Here is a 16,427-nt window from a genome sequence, read left to right as displayed (position 1 = left end):
GCCCCTACGGCCGGTCGGTCTCGTCGAGCGTGGTGTCCGGGTGGTGCAGTTCCCGGTCCGCGGCCGGGTCGACCGGGGCCGGCGTACGGCCGACGGTGTCGCGCGGGCCGGTGCGGCCGACGGTGATGGTGCGCGGCGCGGGCCGGGCCGCCCGGGGCAGCCGCACCCGGAGCAGGCCGTGGTCCATCACCGCGTCGATCCGCTCGGGGTCGACGCGCGACGGCAGGTCGACGCGGTACTCGAAGCCCCGGGTGGTGAACCCGCCCGGGATGCCCTGGTCGGCGTTGACCTCGGCCTCCGACCGGGCCCGTACGCACAGCTCCCGCTCGTCCAGCTCGACGGCCACCTCCTCGGGCGCCACGCCGGGCAGCCGGACCGTCACCTCCCAGCCGTCCGCCACCTCGGTGACGTCCACGTCGGGGGTGCCGGAACGGCCGCCGACCAGACGGCTCAGCTCGGCGCGCAGCGCCTGCAACTCGCCCATCGGGTCCCAGCCCTGCTGGCGGCCCCGCCAGCCCCGGCCGCCGTCCAGCTCGGTCATCGCACGTCTCCGATCCGGTGGGTGGTCGAGGTGGGCCGCAGCGAGCTGGACGCGTTGAGGTCGTGGTCCGGGTCGACGCCGACGCCGAGCCGGTCCACCAGCTCGCCGCCCAGCCAGGCGCTGATCCCGAGGATCGCCACGGCCACCACCTCGATCGCGATCAGCGCGCCGCCGGCGTTCCGCGACCCGGCGTTGAGCCGGACCACCCAGACGGCGGCGAAGAGCAGGATCACCGCGATGTTGGCGGCGGCGTGGAGCAGCCCGACCCGCTTGGCGCGGGTGCCGGTCGGTAGGGCGAGCAGGTCGAACGCGCCGGCCACGGCGGCGAGCAGCCCACCGATCAGGCCGACGGTGATGTTCCAGTACGCGACCTCGCCGAGGAGGTCCGGCCCGCCCACCGTGTCGACCACGTCGAAGATCACCGCGGTGACCAGGAGCGCCACCGGGAACATCACCAGCATCGGGTGCACGGGATGGCCGAGCACTTTCAGTCGGCTCTCCATCGCGGCCTCCATCCGTCACATTCCGGACACGCGCTGTGTTCCGGTCGATACCCGCCGCTCCCGGGGGCAAACCCGGCGTCCGACGCGCCCCTAGACTGACGATGACGGATTCCGACCCGTCGCGGGCCGGAACCGCCGTCAAGGTCAACGGACGGGGGAGGAAGACGTGACGACGCGGGAGATCACCGACGAGGCGGAGCTGCGTGAGCTGATCGGGGTGCCGACGCCGCGCGCTGCCACCAAGGAGCGCCGCGCGCTGCACCAGCGGGACCGGGAGTGGCTGGCCGCCTCGCCGTTCTGCCTGATCGCCACCGCCGGCGCGGACGGCACCTGTGACGTCTCCCCCAAGGGTGACCCGCCCGGGTTCACGCTGGTGCGGGACGACACCACCATCGCGATCCCGGAGCGGCCGGGCAACCGACGCGCCGACGGCTACCTCAACATCCTGGCCAACCCGCACGTCGGGCTGGTCTTCCTGATTCCGGGCCGCACCGACACGCTGCGGATCAACGGGCGGGCCCGGCTGGTCCGGGACGCGCCGTGGTTCGCCGACCTGGAGGTCAAGGGCCACCGGCCGCTGCTCGCCGTCGAGGTGGCGATCGAGCAGATCTTCTACCACTGCGCGAAGGCGTTCCTCCGCTCCGAGCTGTGGCAGCCGGAGACCTGGCGGCCGGACGCGCTACCGTCGCGGCCCCGACTGGTCAAGGAGGTGGAGGCCCCGGCGGAGAGCCTGGCCGACCTGGAGCGGCACTACGGCCCCGACTACGCCAAGAAGCTCTACGTCTGAGCGGTCACTTCTGCGGCGCGTACACCGCCGGCACGCCCACGTCGGACAGGGCGCGGGCGAGATGCGGGGCGGTGGTCTTCACGTAGGCGGCGCCGATGTGCGATCCACCTCGGTAGATCAGCACGTTGCCGAACACCACCGGGCACCGCTCGGTCGGGCAGATGGCGTCGAACAGGTCGATCATCCTGACCTCGGGCACCCCGGTCACCGCCCGCCGCTGCATCCGGTAGGCCTGGTCCTGGTCGTGGAGCACGCGGTCGAACGCGCAGGTGGAGAGCCGCTTGCGGTTCTCGTCGGCGCACGCCACCGGTGCGCCCGGCGGCAGCGGGTTGTTCGCCATCACGACGACCTGCGCGCCCACCGAGTCGAGCTTCTTCCAGGAGGCCCGTACGCCCGCGACCATCGCGTCGACCGAGACTCCCCGGCCGGTGGCATTCAGGGCGGTCGGCGCCGACTGCGAGGTGACCACGTAGTCGGGACGCTCCCGCAGCAGCCGGCTCAGCAGCGCCCGGTTCCACTCGATGCAGTCGGTGTAGGGCTTGCCGGACTTGTCACCCTTGAGCACCTTGGCGCTGGTGAACGCGCACCCGGCCTTGGCGGCGATCACCAGCTTCCAGTCGTTCTGCTCGGCGAGCACCTGGAACGCCGGCAGCCACTGGTCCATCTTCGAGTCACCCACCAGGGCGACGGTGGTGGCGCCCTGCGGGTTGCCGTACGTGCACCACAACACCTCGGCGCCCTCGACCTGCTGGAAGCAGTTGTCCCGTTTCGTGACGGGCACGTCCAGGAACCCCTGCCGGATCTGCAGCGGATCCGGCGTGATCACGTCGAACCGCTCCGGCACCGGGCCGATCGGGGCGGTGCCGGGCGTGGTGGACAGCAGCGCCGCGCCCGGCGCGTACCGGCTCCTGGTGGGGACCGCGGCGGCCGCCCAGGCGCCGAGCAGGACCAGCGCCAGGCCGGCGCAGATCCCGGCCATGGTGAAGTTGCCGCCGAGACTCAACGCGAGCCGCGGCGACGTGGCGATCTTCCGGGAGTACCGCAGCGGGTTCTCCACCAGCCGGAACGTGAGCCAGGCGGGCACCACCGAGGCGAGCGCCACCGCCAGTCCCTCGACCGTCGACAACTCGCCGAAGCGGGCCGCGGCCACGATGAGCATCGGCCAGTGCCACAGGTACAGCGAGTACGACAGGTCACCGACCCAGCGGAACGGGGCGGTGCCGAGCAGCACCACCGGCCCCCGCGAGCCCGCCGCCGGGCCGGCCGCGACGACCGCGGCGGCACCGAGCGTGGGCAGCGCGGCAGCGTACCCGGGCCAGGCCGTCTTGCCGCTCACCAGCGCCGCCGCCGCGACGATCGCGGCCAGCCCGAGCCACCCGAGGACGACCGCCACCGCCCGTGGCATCCGCGCGGCCCGCGTCGCGATCAGCGCGACGCCCGCCCCGACGGCGAGTTCCCACAACCGCGTCGTGGAGACGAAGAACGCGCGCGCCGGCGAGTTCGCCGTCTCGACGATCGACCAGACGAACGACGGCACCGCCAGGACCGCGAGACCGACCCACAGGACCGGCCGCACGTTGGCCCGCCGCAGCGCCCGCGCGGCGAGCAGCGCCAGCACGATCAGCAACGGCCAGACCAGGTAGAACTGCTCCTCGACGGCGAGCGACCAGTAGTGCTGCACCGGCGAGACCACCGCGTTGTCGGCGGCGAGGTAGTCGACCGCCCGGTCGGCGAACCGCCAGTTCACCACGTAGACCGCCGCGGCGGCGATGTCGCCGCCGATGGCCTGCCAGTCGCCGCGGGGCACGAAGAGCCGGACCGCCACCGCGGTCGCCGCGAGCACCACCGTCGCGGCGGGCAGGATCCGCTTGGCCCGGCGCGCGTAGAACCCGACGAGGGAGAGCCGGCCGGTGCGCTCGATCTCGGCGACGATCTGCCCGGTGATCAGGAAGCCGGAGATCACGAAGAAGACGTCGACGCCGACGAAACCACCGGGCAGGAACGACAGCCCGGCGTGGTAGAGCAGCACCACCGCGACGGCCACGGCGCGGAGGCCGGCGACGTCGCCCCGGAACCGGCTCGGGACGCGCTCGGTCGTCTTCTCCTCGGTGCGGGGATCGTGCCGGGCAACCTGGTTCGTCAACTCCGGGGAAGTCACCGCGATCCTCGAACTCCGGGGGCGTCTGGCCAGGGAACGATAGCGGCTCTCACGGATGCGGGCAATGTCGTACCGGCTGGTCGGGCCGGTACCGTTTCCCCCGTCGTCCCGGGCTCCGCGCGCCGGTTCCGGAGCGTGCGTCAGGACGCCGTGACCATCCACAGGTGGCCGTCCGGGTCGGCGAACGTGGCGGCGTACCCCCACGGCTGTTCCGCCGGCGCCGTCACGACGCGGGCGCCCGCGGCCCGGGCCCGGTCGACGACCCGCCGCACCTCGGCGGGATCCGCGGCGGTCAGGCCGAGCACGCACTCGCTGCGGCCCCGCTCGGCGACCTCGTGGTCGCCGATGACCCAGCCGAAACCGCCGCTCGGCACCAGCATCAGGCGCAGGCCGTCGTGCACGGCGAACTGGAGCGGCTCGGGAATGCCGTCCGCCGCCGGCTCACCGACCGTCGGCCAGCCGAGCGCCTCGGCGTAGAAGCGGTGTGCGGTCACACGGTCGGCGATCGGCAGACTGACGGTCACGGGCGAGGTGGGCACGGTGGCGACTCCAGGTCTCGGGTGGAAGGAGCGGTCACCGGATGGACCGGCCAGCCGGTCAGGAATCATCGCGGAAGGCGGCTCGGCTGGCTGCGCATCTGGTCCGCCCGCCTGCTCCACCACCAGCGGCGCGGTCAACCTCGGGAAACGGCGAAGCCCAGGTCGATGACCTGGGCTTCGCTACCGAGCCGCCTGACGGAATCGAACCGTCGACCTACGCATTACGAGTGCGTCGCTCTAGCCGACTGAGCTAAGGCGGCAACGACCGCCAAGTGTACGGCACGCGCCGCCGGGAGCCGAACCGGATCCCCCTCGTCCGGAACCGGACAACCGGGGCCCCTCGGCCCCGACACGGGAGAGACTTCCCGGCCGGTCCGGACTACCCTGCGGCGGGTGAGCGACGACCACGTACCGCCGCGACAGCCGGATCCGGAGGTGCGCCCGGGCGAGCGGGCCAGCCGTCGGCCGCACAGCCTGGACCCGCGGGAGTTGGGGTTCACCCCACGCCGGCCGGTGCCCTGGCTCGCGCCGCTGCTGCTGATCAGCACCGGCCTGCGGACGCTGCTGGCCATGCTGTTCGGGGCGTACCTGGACAAGCGGGAGTTGCAGAACGCGTTCGGCGACGACACGTTCCGGCAGGTCGGGCCGGACGGCGGGCTCTGGCTCGACTACGTGGCCGACCTGGGCGACGGCTTCGACGCCACCTACTCGATCGCGTACCTGCTGGCCCAGCCGGAGCTGACCGTGGACGGGCACCGGCTGCCCCGGGCGCAAACGTTGGTGATGGGCGGCGACCAGGTCTATCCGTCGGCCGGCTACGAGGCGTACGAGGACCGGTGCAAGGGCCCGTACCAGGCGGCGCTGCCGGTCGCCCCGCCGGAGCGGCCGACGCTCTTCGCGGTCCCCGGCAACCACGACTGGTACGACGGCCTGACCGCGTTCCTGCGGCTGTTCGTGCGCTCCCGGGACCGCCACTTCGCCGGCTGGGGCACCGGCCAGTCCCGCTCCTACTTCGCGGTGGAGCTGCCGGCCGGGTGGTGGCTGCTGGGCCTCGACGACCAGTCCGGCTCGTACCTGGACGATCCGCAGCTCACCTACTTCGACGCGGTGGCCCGCAAGCTCACCCCGCGGTCGCGGGTGATCGTGGCGGTGCCGGCGCCGACGTGGGTCAAGGCCGCCGACCACCCCAACGCGTACGACTCGGTCGACTACTTCATCCGCACCATCGTGGCGCCCACCGGCGCCCAGGTCCGGCTGCTGGTCTCCGGCGACCTGCACCACTACGCCCGGTATTCCGGTCCGGAGCGGCAGCTCATCACCTGCGGTGGCGGTGGCGCGTACCTCTATCCGACGCACCAGCTTCCGGAGCGGTTGGAGGTGCCGCCGCGGGACACGCTGACCCGACGGGCCAGCCGCACCCGCGAGTACGAGCTGGCCGCCCGCTATCCGGAGAAGGCCCGCTCCCGCCGGTACGGCTGGGGGATCTTCCGTCGGCTGCCGTTGCGCAACCCGGGCTTCACCACGCTGCTCGGCACGCTGCACACGTTGCTGATGCTGGCCATGGCCGGTGTGACGGCACAGCGCGCCGACACCACCGCGCAGCGGCTGTTCAGCGTCCCGCTGGTGGCGATGCTCGCGGTGACGTTGCTGGGCGCGGCGTTCTTCGCGAAGCCGCCCAGCGCGGGCGGCAAGCGGCACGCCCGGCACTGGATCCTCGGGGTGGCGCACGGGGTGGCGCAGGTGGCGTTGGCGGCCGGCGGCACCTGGCTCTGGCTGCACCTGCCGTTCTACGACTGGCCGTGGCCGCTGCCGGCGGTCGCGGCGGCGGTGCTCTACGGCCCGGTCAGCGGGCTGGTCGCCAGTCAACTGGTGGCGCTCTACCTGCTGGTGGCGGGCGCGTTCGGAGTGAACCTGAACGAGTTGTTCGCCGGTCAGGGCATCGAGGACTCGAAGGCGTTCCTCCGGTTCCGGTTCGACCCCGACGGCACGGTGACGATCTACCCGGTCGCGCTGGACCGGGTGTCCCACGCCTGGCAGCTCAACCCGGACCCGTCCGCCACGGCCCCGTGGCTGACCCCGAAGACCCCGCTGACGCCCCGCCTGGCCGAACCTCCCATCACGCTCCGCTGACCGCCCACCCCCGCCGGGCGGTCAGGGGGTGGGGTTGTAGTGCTGGTCGTGGGACTGACGGGGGGCGCAGACGGAGGCCCGGCTGCACTGGCAGCGGGAGCCGTCGGCGTCCAGGCGGACCGTGACGGCGTCGCGCGGAACGCTGTGGCCGACCACCTTGCCCTCGCCCTGCGGGGTCTCCACCCGGGTGCCGACCGCCGGAGCGGACTCCTGGAAACGCTGGTACAGGGGATGTTCGTATTTCAGGCAACACATCAGCCGGCCGCACGCGCCGGAGATGCGCAGTGGGTTGAGCGGGAGGTCCTGGTCCTTCGCCATCCGGATCGTCACCGGCTCGAAGTCGGTGAGGAACGTGGCGCAGCACAGGTCACGACCGCACGAGCCGATGCCGCCCTGCACGCGCGCCGAGTCGCGGGCGGAGAGCTGCCGCAGCTCGACCCGGCAGTGCAGCGTCGCGCCCAGATCGCGGACCAGGGAACGGAAGTCCACCCGGTGCGGCGCGGTGAAGTAGATGGTCGTGCGGTCGCTGCCGGACTCCGGCGTGGCCAGGACGTGGTCGACGGCCACCACCTTCATCGGCAGGCCGTGCTCGCGGATCAGCCGCTTGGCGGCCACCTTCGCGTCGGCCTTGCGCCGGCGCAGCAGCTCGTCGCGGTGCAGGTCGTCCTCGCCGGCCAGCCCGGCCAGCTTCGGGAAAACGTCGGTGTCCTCGCTGACCCACTGCGCGGCCCAGACGCACTCGGCCACCTCGGGGCCCTCGTCGGTGGGCACCAGGACCCGGTCCCCCACCTGGGGGCGGAACTCACCGGGATCGAGGTAGTAGAGGCGCCCGTACCGGTTGAAGCTGACCGCGCAGAGCATGCCCATGCGCCTACCCTACGCGGACCGGAGCGGTCGGACGGTCCACCGGTCGCCGTCCGGTCACACCGCGCAGCGATCCATCCCGGTCGACCCGACCGAACCGGCCCCCGCGCCTCGCCCGGACGGTTGAAACCTGGGCCGCCCCCGGGACAAACGCCCATCCACCGCGTTGAGTGAAGGCATACCTGCGGGGGGTGCAGGGGAAAGCCACGGCGTCGCACGCCGGTGCCCGGCCACGGTCGGAGCGGCGTGCGACGCCGTGGGCCGTCAGTAGCCGATCCGGGTGGTGCCGCCGTAGCGCGGCGCGGAGACGGCGCGGTCCCGCCAGGTCGTCTCCGTCAGGCTCGGCCCCCACTGGCGCAGCAGCGTCTCGGCGCCGTCGTAGGCCACCCCGAGCACCCCCAGCACCCGGGTGGCGATCTCGGCCGCCGCCGACGCGCCGACCGGGCCGGGCTCGACGCCCGGCCGGCTCGCGGCGTGCACGGCGACCGCCTCGGCCGAGCCGACCACCTCAGCGAGCGCCCGCGCCAGCGCGGCCCGGCTGCTCTCCACCCAGCCGGCCAGCGCGTCCGCGTAGCCAGCGGTCGACTCCAGCCGCCCGACCAGGCTCTCCGGCCCCTCGTCGAGATGCCGGAGCAGGGCGGTGCGCGCCTCGTCGTAGGCCGACGCGGCGGACCCGGACCAGGCGACCGGGTCGGTGAGCACGGCGCAGGTGTCGTCGTACCCCCGGACGAGCCGGCGCACGGCGTGGCCGGCGCCGGTCAGCGGCGCCGGGTGCAGGTCGAGGAACTCCCGCACGGCCACGCCGGGGAGCACCTGCATGCGGCGCAGCAGCGGCCAGAGCCGGTGGCCCTCGGGCGCGCCGGCGGCGAGCAGCGCGTCGACGCGGGTGAGCAGGTCGAGGCCCGGCTCGGCGAGACGGTCCAGCGCGTCCATCAGGCCTCCCGGGCCAGCCGGCGGACGACCGCGTCGTCGGTGGCCGCGTAGCGCTCGGCGGCGCTCCGCAGCGCCGCTGCGGCGGCGGCCAGCCGGTTCGCGGCCGCCTGCGCCTCGCGGGCCCGGTCGGCGGTGGCGGCGGTCCACTGCCGGTGCAGCGCACGCCCGACCTCGCCGGGCCGGCCGGCCGCGTGGGCGCCGAACGCGGGGTGCGGCGGGTCGGTGGCGGGCACGGTGCGGGCCAGCGTGGTGAGACCGGCGGCGGCCTCGTCGAGGCGGGCGGCCAGCGCACGCAGCGATTCCATGTCAGGCTCCCGCGAGCGGCCGGTAGGCCGCGAACGTCTCGTTGTGCAGTTTCTCCCGGGCCCACTGCGCCGCGTCCGCGGCGGCGCTCACCGCGGCCCGCACCGAACCGGCCACGTCACGCGGGTTGCGCTGGTGCAGCGGGCCGAGGAAGCGCACGTCGGTGATCCGCCCACCGGCCGTGACCACCACCTCGACGAGCCCGTCGGGCGAACGGACGGTGACCTCCACCGTGGCGACCGCCTGGTCGAACTCGGCCTGGAGCATCTCGATGCGGCGGTAACGCCGTACCGCCTCCTCGATCCAGGCCTCGTCGATCTCCCCCCGCGCCATCGGCGGACTCCTCCCCGGTCGGCGCCGCCGCCCCACCCCGACGCCACCCTCACTGAGCGTGCCGCCTCGGTGACCACGGCATTCCCCGGACCGTACCGCACGTCAATCGCGCGTGTCGATGCCCTGTGGACAGCGTGGGGTGGGGTGGGGTCAGCCCCGCCAGAGCGACACCATCATCGCCTCGACCGCGATCCGCGGCTTGACGTTCGTCTCGATCGCCGCCCGGCACTCCAGCACCGCCTCCAGGCGGCGCAACGAGCCCTCGGCGTCCCACTTCTGGGCGCCGGCGGCGGCCAGCGACGCGGTGTCGGTGTGCACCGGGGCGACCGGCGCCCGCAGCGCCATGGTGAGCGCGTCCCGGTAGAAGGCGGCCAGGTCGACGAGCGCCCGGTCCAGCGCGTCCCGCTGGGCCCGGGTGGCCCGCGACTTCTGCCGCTTCTCCAGGTCCTTGAGCTGGCCGGCGGCGCCCCGCATGGCCCCGGCCGCACCCCGGCCGGTGCCGCCGGCGCCGAGCGCGGTCTGCAACGCCGCCCGCTCCGCCTCGTCAACCTCGGCGACCGAGGCGGCGGCCTCCGCCTCGGCGGCCTCGATCAGCGCCGAGGCGGCGTCGAACGCGGCGCCCACGCCGGTGAGCCGGCGCGGCACGGCCAGCACGGCGTCCCGCCGCTGCCGGGCCTCCGGATCGCGGGCCAGCCGCCGGGCCCGGCCCACGTGCCCCTGCGCGGCTGCGGCGGCCCACCCGGCCACGTCCGGGGCGATGCCGTCCCGACGGACCAGCACCTCGGCCACCGCGCCGGCCGGCGGCTGGCGCAGCGGCACGACCCGGCACCGCGACCGGATGGTCACCGAGACGTCGTCCGGGTGCGTGGACGGGGCGCAGAGCAGGAAGACCGTACGCGGAGGCGGCTCCTCGACCGCCTTCAGCAACGCGTTGCCGGCGGCCTCGGTGAGCCGGTCGGCGTCCTCGATGATCACGATCTGCCAGCGACCGCCGGAGGGCGTGCTCGCCGCCCGCAGCACCAGCGCGCGCATCTCGCCGACGCCGATGGAGAGCCCTTCGGGCACCACGAGCCGCACGTCGGCGTGGGTGCCGGCCAGCGTGGTGTGACAGCCGGGGCAGCGCCCGCAGCCGGTGCCGTGCACGCACTGGAGCGCGGCGGCGAACGCCCGGGCGGCCACCGACCGGCCCGAACCGGGTGGCCCCGTGAAGATCCACGCGTGCGTCATCCCGGCACCGGGGTCGGCGGAGACGGGGTCGGCAGTGGACGTCGTCGCGCCCGGGTCACCGGTCGCACCGGCCCTGTCCGGGTCACCCGGCTCGTCGAACTGCTCGGCGAGCGCGTCGAGGTCGTCGTACCCGCCGGGGTCTCCGCCGTTGGTCGGGGCGCCCGTGCCGGCCACCGCGAGGGTGGCGGCGCGCAGCAGCGCGGCGGCCGAGGCGGCGGCGTGCCGCAGCGTGGCCACCGCCTCGTCCTGCCCGACCAGATCGCCGAAGACGTCCGTCATCGTCGGCGTTGCTCCATCGTCACCAGCTCCGATTCGGATAACTCGGGCTGGACCGAGGTGTCCGGGCCCTGGGCCGGACGCGGGTGCACGATGCCGGCCGGGTCGACGAGGAACTCGTCCACCCGGCGGGCGACCGCGTCGGCGATCTCCTCGGCCGGGCGGGACGCGTCGAGGACCAGGTAACGCTTCGGGTCGCCGGCGGCCAGGTCGAGGAACGCGTACCGGACCCGCTCGTGGAACGCCAGCGACTCGGCCTCCAGCCGGTCGGTGCCCTCCCGGCGGGCCGTCACCCGGCCGAGCCCGGTGTGCGGCTCGACGTCGAGCAGGACCACCAGGTCGGGCTTGAGCCCCCCGGTGGCCCAGGAGGAGAGCCACGAGACCTCGTCCACCGGCAGCGTCCGGCCGGCGCCCTGGTACGCCAGCGACGAGTCGACGTACCGGTCACTGATCACCACCGCGCCCCGCACCAGCGCCGGGCGGACCACGGTGGCCACGTGGTGGGCCCGGTCGGCGGCGTAGAGCAGCGCCTCGGCACGCGGCGACGGCGCGTCGTCGGAGGTGGTGCCCAGCACCAGCGAGCGGATCCGCTCACCGATCCCGGTGGCGCCCGGCTCGCGGGTGACCACCACGTCCCGCCCGCCGCCGCGCAGCCGCTCGGCGAGCGCGGCGAGCTGGGTGGACTTGCCGGCGCCCTCACCGCCCTCGAAGACCACGAAGAGGCCGGAGGAGACGAACGACTCGGCCGGCATCAGCGGGCGGCCCCGGATCGAGCCCCAGAGGTCGGCCAGGACCGGCACGCCCTTCTTGTCGTCCATCTGGCCGAACGCGCTGATCCCGGCGAAGATCCCGGCCGCACCGGCGGCGAGCAGCAGCAGGCGGGTCGAGGAGATGGAGATGCCCAGGTCGGCGATGGTGAGCTGACGGGAGCCGCCGACGCCGACCAGGAGGCTGCTCAGTGCGATGGCCAGGATCAGCACCAGCCGGGTGCCGATCTGCACCACCGCGAAGACCCGGCCGCGCACCTCGTCGGCGACCTCGCCGCCGAGCAGCGTGGTGCCGGCCAGGAACGCCATGCCGGCACCGGCGCCGACCAGGATCGCGCCGAGGATGGCCATGGACAGGTGGATGGCGAACGCCAGCACCAGCACGGAGGCGCTGGCCAGCACGATGCTCATACCGAACCAGCGGCGCCGGGACATGTCCCGCACGATCATCGGCCCCAGCCCGATGCCGAGCGCCAGGCCGACGAAGATCGCGCCGAAGAGCAGCGAGAACGCGGCGTCGCCGGCGCCGAGCGAGTTGGCGAAGAACTTGCCGGTGCCGACCACGATGCCGCCGCCGGCGAACGCGCCGAAGATGCCCAGCACCAGGCCACGGACCAGCGGCGTCTGGCCGATGAACTTCCAGCCGTCGGCGAACTGGCGGAACATGCTCTGCTCGGTGCGCTGGGCCTCGCCGCGCTGGGCCTCGCTGATCTCCTTGATCCCGAACGCCACCACCAGCGCGGTGGCCAGCCGGGAGAAGGCGTTGAACCAGAGCGCGAGCTGGGCCGGCTGGGCCCAGTCGGGCAGGTTGCCGCCGACCGCGCCGGGCAGGCCGCGGGTCAGCACCGCCAGCGCGATGGCGGCGGCCACCGGCGTCAGGCCGTACGTGGTGATCAGCGTGAGCTGGTTGGCGGCCTCCAGCCGGGTACGCGGGATCAGGTTGGGGACCGCGGCCTCCTTGGCCGGAATCCACAGCAGCGTGATCGACTCGATCAGGAAGGTGGCGATCAGCGCCCAGCCGACCACCAGGCCGCCCGCCGCGCCGGTGAGCGCGTAGAGCGGGATCGAGGCGAACAGCACGAAGCGCAGCACGTCGCAGATGACCATCGTCCACCGGCGGTCGAACCGGTCGGCGAAGACGCCCGCCACCGGGCCGAGCACCAGCGCCGGCAGCAGCCGGATCGCGGTGACGCCGCCGAACGCCGCGCCCTGGGCGGTGCTGCCGGAGACCTGCGAGGCGGCGAACAGGGCGGTGGCGAGCAGGCCGAGCCAGTCACCGAAGGAGGCGGCGCTGAGCACGATCCACAGCCGGCGGAACGGCCGGATGCGCAGCACCGAGCGGATGGCGGCGAACCCGGACCGGTCGGCGGCTGTCCCGGACGACGACACGCCGGACGACTCGCCGTTCTTCTGGCTTTCGATGGCCGTACCTCCACGTGCCGGCCCAGGTCTGGGCATCCCCGGTGGAACACTCTAGCCGCGCGGAGGGTGTCGCCCCCCGTGACATCGCCTGTTCGCCGAGCCTAGGCCGCCGGGACCACCACCCGCAGCCCGGACAGACGCGAGGGTATTTCGCATTGCCGTCCGGACAGTTAGCGTGCAGACGTGGCCATCGACCGTGCCGAACTTCGCGATCGTCTCGACCGGGCGACCGCCCACCTCGACCCGCCGTACGCGGTGGTCGACCTCTCCTCGTTCGACGACAACGCCGACGCGCTGGCCGACCGGGCCGGGGGCAAGCCGCTGCGCGTGGCGAGCAAGTCGGTGCGGGTCCGCGAGCTGCTCACCCGCGCGCTCAAGCGCCCCGGCTGGCACGGTGTGATGGCCTTCACGCTGCCCGAGGCGCTCTGGCTCGCCCGCACCGGCGTCGCCGACGACGTGCTGGTCGCGTACCCGACCGCACATCGGGGGGCGCTCGTTGAACTGGCCGCCGACCGGGCGCTCACCGACGCGGTCACGCTGATGGTCGACGACGCCGGGCAGCTCGACCTGATCGACCGGGTGTGCCCGCCCGGCAGCCGGCCCGCGCTGCGCGTCTGCCTCGACCTGGACGCCTCCTGGCGACCGCTGCGCGGCCGGGTGCACGTCGGCGTGCGCCGCTCCCCGGTGCACAGCGCCCGGGCGGCCGGCGCGCTCGCCGCCGCCGTCGCCGGCCGGCCGGGCTTCCGACTGGTCGGTCTGATGTCGTACGAGGCACAGATCGCCGGTCTCGGGGACGCCCCACCCGGGCAGGCGGCGCTCGGCTCGGCGATCCGGGTCGCGCAGCGCGGGTCGTACCGGGAACTGCTGGCCCGCCGATCGGCCGCGGTCGCCGCGGTACGCGAGCACGCCGACCTGGAGTTCGTCAACGGCGGCGGCACCGGCAGCGTGGCCGCCACCAGCGCCGACCCGGCGGTCACCGAGGTCACCGCCGGCTCCGGCCTGTACGGCCCGACGCTGTTCGACGCGTACCGCGCCTGGCGGCCCACCCCGGCGGCGTTCTTCGCCTGCGCGGTGGTCCGCCGGCCGGCACCCGGGCTGGCCACCGTGCTCGGCGGCGGCTGGATCGCCTCCGGCCCGGCGGCGGAGAGCCGGCTGCCCCGGCCGTGGCTGCCGGAAGGGCTGAAGCTGCTCGGCGCGGAGGGCGCGGGCGAGGTGCAGACCCCGCTCGCCGGCGACGCCGCGGACGACCTGCGGGTCGGCGACCGGGTGTGGTTCCGCCACGCCAAGGCGGGCGAGGTGTGCGAGCACGTCAACGAGGTGCACCTGGTCGACGGTGACGCCGTGGTGGCGACCGTGCCCACCTACCGGGGCGAGGGCCACGCGTTCCTCTGACCGGGCGGGAACAGGTCGGGACATGACGACGGCGGGCCCCGGCGCACTCGGGTACCCGCCGCTCGGCGTGCCGCTCAGGCCTGTGGGACGGCCTCGGTCGGGGCGTCGACCTGACGGTGCAGGTACTCCCGGATGAGCGCCTTCGCCTCGACCAGCACCCGCTCGTCGCCGTCGGCACGGCGGCGGAACGCCAGCTTGATCAGGGCGTCGGCGGCCTCCACCGCGACCTCCAGGTGGAACCGCAGGTCGGGCACGCCGGCCAGACCGAACCGCTCGGTGAGCACGCGGGCGAGCTGCTCCGCGATGACCCCGTTGTTGTCGCGCTGGTCGTCCAGCAGGTGCAGGTCGACCACGTCGCCGAAGTGCAGGGTACGGAAACCGGGCACCGTGCGGTGCATCGAGATGTACTCGTCGATCGCCGCGTCGACCCCGTCCCACCAGTGGGTCAGATCGTCCGAGGCGAAGCGCTCGTCGAGCCGCTGGAGGTAGGACTCCATGGTCCGCAACGTCAGCGCCTGCACGATCGCCCGCTTGTCCGGAAAGAACTGGTAGACCGACCCGATCGCCACCTCGGCACGCTCGGCGAGCAGGGTCGTGGTCAACCCCTCGTACCCCACCTCGTCGACGAGCTCGGCGCAGGCGTCCAGCATCCGCTGGACGCGCGCGACACTTCGACCCTGCACCGGTACCCGACGCAGCGGCCCGGTCGTGGCGGCTGGTGTGGACACTCGGCGCCACCCCCCTTCGACGGTTGAACATATCCGCACGTCACGAGTCTGTGACTACCGGTACAACGAGCCGACCTCGATTGCGGTATTTACCAGGCACAACGTTCCTGATATGAATTCAGTTCATATTCATGTCGAGGAGTGTTCGCCATGGCCGGTAGCCCCGCCGACTGGTCCAACTGGGCCGGCAACCAACGCAGCACGGCACTGGTCACCGCGCGACCCCGGAGCGTGGCGGACGTCGCCGAGGCGGTCCGCCGGGCCGCCGCCGCCGGCACCACCATCCGGGCGGTCGGCAGCGGTCACTCCTTCACCGCCACCGCCGTCGCCGACGGGCACCGGCTCGACCTCGCCGACCTGGCGACCGACGTCACCGTCGACGTGGCGCGCCGCCTCGTCACCGTACCGGCCGGGATGACGCTGCACGCGCTCAACGACCTGCTCGCCGGCCACGGTCTGGCGGTGCCCAACCTCGGCGACATCGACGCGCAGACCATCGCCGGCGCGATCTCCACCGGCACCCACGGCACCGGCGCGACACTCGGCTGCCTCTCCACGTTCGTGGCCGGCCTGACGCTGGTCACCGGCACCGGCGAGGTGCTGCGCTGCTCCGCCGACGAGCACCCCGACGTGTTCGACGCCGCCCGGGTCGGGCTCGGCGCGGTCGGCATCCTGGTCGAGGTCACGCTGCGCTGCGTGGACGCCTTCGTGCTGCGCGCACACGAACGGCCGGCCGCGCTCGCCGACGTGCTGGCCGACCTGCCCGGCCTGTGGGGAGCGCACGACCACGCCGAGTTCTACTGGTTCCCGTACACCGACCGGGTGCAGGTCAAGACCAACGACCGGGTGCCCGCCGACGACCGGCCGCTGCCCCGCTGGCGCGGCTGGCTGGACGACGAGTTCCTCGCCAACACCGTCTTCGCCGGGGCCTGCCGCCTCGGCCGCGCGGTGCCGGCGCTCGCGCCCGGCATCAGCGCCGTCTCCGCCCGGGCGCTCACCGAACGCACCTACACCGGTCGCTCCGACCGGGTCTTCTGCACCCCGCGCCGGGTCCGGTTCGTGGAGATGGAGTACGGCCTGCCGCGCGACGCACTGCCCACCGCGCTGGCCGAGCTGCGCCGGATCGTGGACCGGCTGCCGTTCAAGGTGCTGTTCCCGGTCGAGGTGCGGTTCACCGCCGCCGACGACATCTGGCTCTCCCACTCGTACGGGCGGGACTCCGCGTACGTGGCGGTCCACCAGTACGTGGGCTTGCCGTACGAGCCGTACTTCCGCGCGTTCGAGCAGGTGGCCACCGAGCTGGGTGGTCGCCCGCACTGGGGCAAGCTGCACTGGCGCGACGCCGCCTCGCTCGCCCCCGCCTACCCGAAGTTCACGGATTTCCAGGCCCTCCGCGCCCGCCTGGACCCGCAGAGCGTCTTCGAGAACCCCTACCTGCGCCAGGTCCTCGGCTCCTGACCGAAATCTTGTGGGATCTTCCGGGTCCACCCTCCGTGTGGTGCGGCGGAAGAAACTCGAGGGAAA

15 protein-coding genes and 1 tRNA gene are annotated in these 16,427 nt (G+C 73.8%); 4 read left to right on the top strand and 12 right to left on the bottom strand.

The genetic code is table 11. From position 1 onward, the window contains the following. Positions 1–4 precede the first annotated feature (4 nt). Together C8054_RS00885 and C8054_RS00880 are read right to left on the bottom strand one after the other, a co-directional pair. On the bottom strand, positions 5–541 hold the full coding sequence (locus tag C8054_RS00885) for an Hsp20/alpha crystallin family protein (RefSeq protein ID WP_107154728.1): 537 nt from the start codon (positions 539–541) through the stop codon (positions 5–7). Then, positions 538–1,044, bottom strand: a complete 507-nt coding sequence (locus C8054_RS00880) for a DUF2231 domain-containing protein (RefSeq protein WP_107154934.1) — start codon at positions 1,042–1,044, stop codon at positions 538–540. The genes C8054_RS00885 and C8054_RS00880 overlap by 4 nt, the downstream gene beginning before the upstream one ends. Before the next feature lie 166 nt (positions 1,045–1,210). On the opposite strand from C8054_RS00880, the gene C8054_RS00875 reads away from it, so the two are divergent. After that, positions 1,211–1,831 carry a pyridoxamine 5'-phosphate oxidase family protein gene (locus tag C8054_RS00875; protein WP_107154727.1) on the top strand — a complete coding sequence of 207 codons (621 nt, stop codon included), beginning with the start codon at positions 1,211–1,213 and terminating at the stop codon, positions 1,829–1,831. Between the two features lie 4 nt (positions 1,832–1,835). Here the strand turns inward: C8054_RS00875 and C8054_RS00870 are convergent, their stop codons facing one another. From C8054_RS00870 to C8054_RS00860, 3 genes are all read right to left on the bottom strand, one after another. After that, entirely contained in the window at positions 1,836–3,989 is a 2,154-nt protein-coding gene (locus C8054_RS00870) for an acyltransferase family protein (protein WP_233219413.1), read from the bottom strand. Positions 3,990–4,129: 140 nt separating this feature from the next. Continuing rightward, a complete protein-coding gene (locus tag C8054_RS00865; RefSeq protein ID WP_233219412.1) occupies positions 4,130–4,513 on the bottom strand; it encodes a VOC family protein in 384 nt (127 codons plus the stop codon). A gap of 201 nt (positions 4,514–4,714) precedes the next feature. After that, positions 4,715–4,788: transfer RNA gene (locus C8054_RS00860), tRNA-Thr, on the bottom strand. Positions 4,789–4,963: 175 nt separating this feature from the next. Between C8054_RS00860 and C8054_RS00855 the strand changes: the two genes are divergently transcribed. After that, positions 4,964–6,658, top strand: coding sequence for a metallophosphoesterase (locus C8054_RS00855; RefSeq protein ID WP_233219433.1), 1,695 nt, complete (start codon positions 4,964–4,966; stop codon positions 6,656–6,658). 21 nt (positions 6,659–6,679) lie between these two features. Here C8054_RS00855 and C8054_RS00850 read toward each other — a convergent pair whose 3' ends face one another. The 6 genes from C8054_RS00850 to tmk all read right to left on the bottom strand — a co-directional run bounded on the left by C8054_RS00850 (position 6,680) and on the right by tmk (position 12,750). Continuing rightward, positions 6,680–7,525, bottom strand: a complete 846-nt coding sequence (locus C8054_RS00850) for a regulatory iron-sulfur-containing complex subunit RicT (protein ID WP_107154724.1) — start codon at positions 7,523–7,525, stop codon at positions 6,680–6,682. A 261-nt stretch (positions 7,526–7,786) separates the two neighbouring features. Further along, positions 7,787–8,455, bottom strand: coding sequence for a hypothetical protein (locus C8054_RS00845; protein WP_107154723.1), 669 nt, complete (start codon positions 8,453–8,455; stop codon positions 7,787–7,789). Beyond that, a complete protein-coding gene (locus tag C8054_RS00840; protein WP_107154722.1) occupies positions 8,455–8,760 on the bottom strand; it encodes a hypothetical protein in 306 nt (101 codons plus the stop codon). Before C8054_RS00840 ends, C8054_RS00845 begins: the two co-directional genes overlap by 1 nt. Before the next feature lies 1 nt (position 8,761). Further along, on the bottom strand, positions 8,762–9,091 hold the full coding sequence (locus C8054_RS00835) for a YbaB/EbfC family nucleoid-associated protein (protein ID WP_107154721.1): 330 nt from the start codon (positions 9,089–9,091) through the stop codon (positions 8,762–8,764). Positions 9,092–9,241: 150 nt separating this feature from the next. Then, complete coding sequence (locus C8054_RS00830) at positions 9,242–10,597, bottom strand: DNA polymerase III subunit delta' (RefSeq protein WP_107154720.1); 1,356 nt, start codon at positions 10,595–10,597, stop codon at positions 9,242–9,244. Further along, positions 10,594–12,750: a dTMP kinase gene (tmk, locus tag C8054_RS00825; protein ID WP_255562906.1), complete on the bottom strand. Its 2,157-nt coding sequence runs from the start codon at positions 12,748–12,750 to the stop codon at positions 10,594–10,596. The genes C8054_RS00830 and tmk overlap by 4 nt, the downstream gene beginning before the upstream one ends. 216 nt (positions 12,751–12,966) lie before the next feature. Here tmk and C8054_RS00820 point away from each other — a divergent pair, with 216 nt between their 5' ends. Then, a complete protein-coding gene (locus C8054_RS00820; RefSeq protein WP_107154719.1) occupies positions 12,967–14,175 on the top strand; it encodes an amino acid deaminase/aldolase in 1,209 nt (402 codons plus the stop codon). Positions 14,176–14,249: 74 nt separating this feature from the next. Here the strand turns inward: C8054_RS00820 and C8054_RS00815 are convergent, their stop codons facing one another. After that, on the bottom strand, positions 14,250–14,825 hold the full coding sequence (locus tag C8054_RS00815) for a TetR/AcrR family transcriptional regulator (protein WP_107154718.1): 576 nt from the start codon (positions 14,823–14,825) through the stop codon (positions 14,250–14,252). A gap of 219 nt (positions 14,826–15,044) precedes the next feature. Here C8054_RS00815 and C8054_RS00810 point away from each other — a divergent pair, with 219 nt between their 5' ends. Continuing rightward, complete coding sequence (locus tag C8054_RS00810; protein ID WP_199199444.1) at positions 15,045–16,361, top strand: D-arabinono-1,4-lactone oxidase; 1,317 nt, start codon at positions 15,045–15,047, stop codon at positions 16,359–16,361. Positions 16,362–16,427: the final 66 nt, after the last annotated feature.

Origin of the sequence: Micromonospora sp. RP3T (assembly GCF_003027925.1) — a bacterium.
Taxonomy (GTDB): domain Bacteria; phylum Actinomycetota; class Actinomycetes; order Mycobacteriales; family Micromonosporaceae; genus Micromonospora.
Note: the sequence above shows the minus strand (reverse complement) of the source record. Positions and strands in the feature narration are given on the sequence as shown.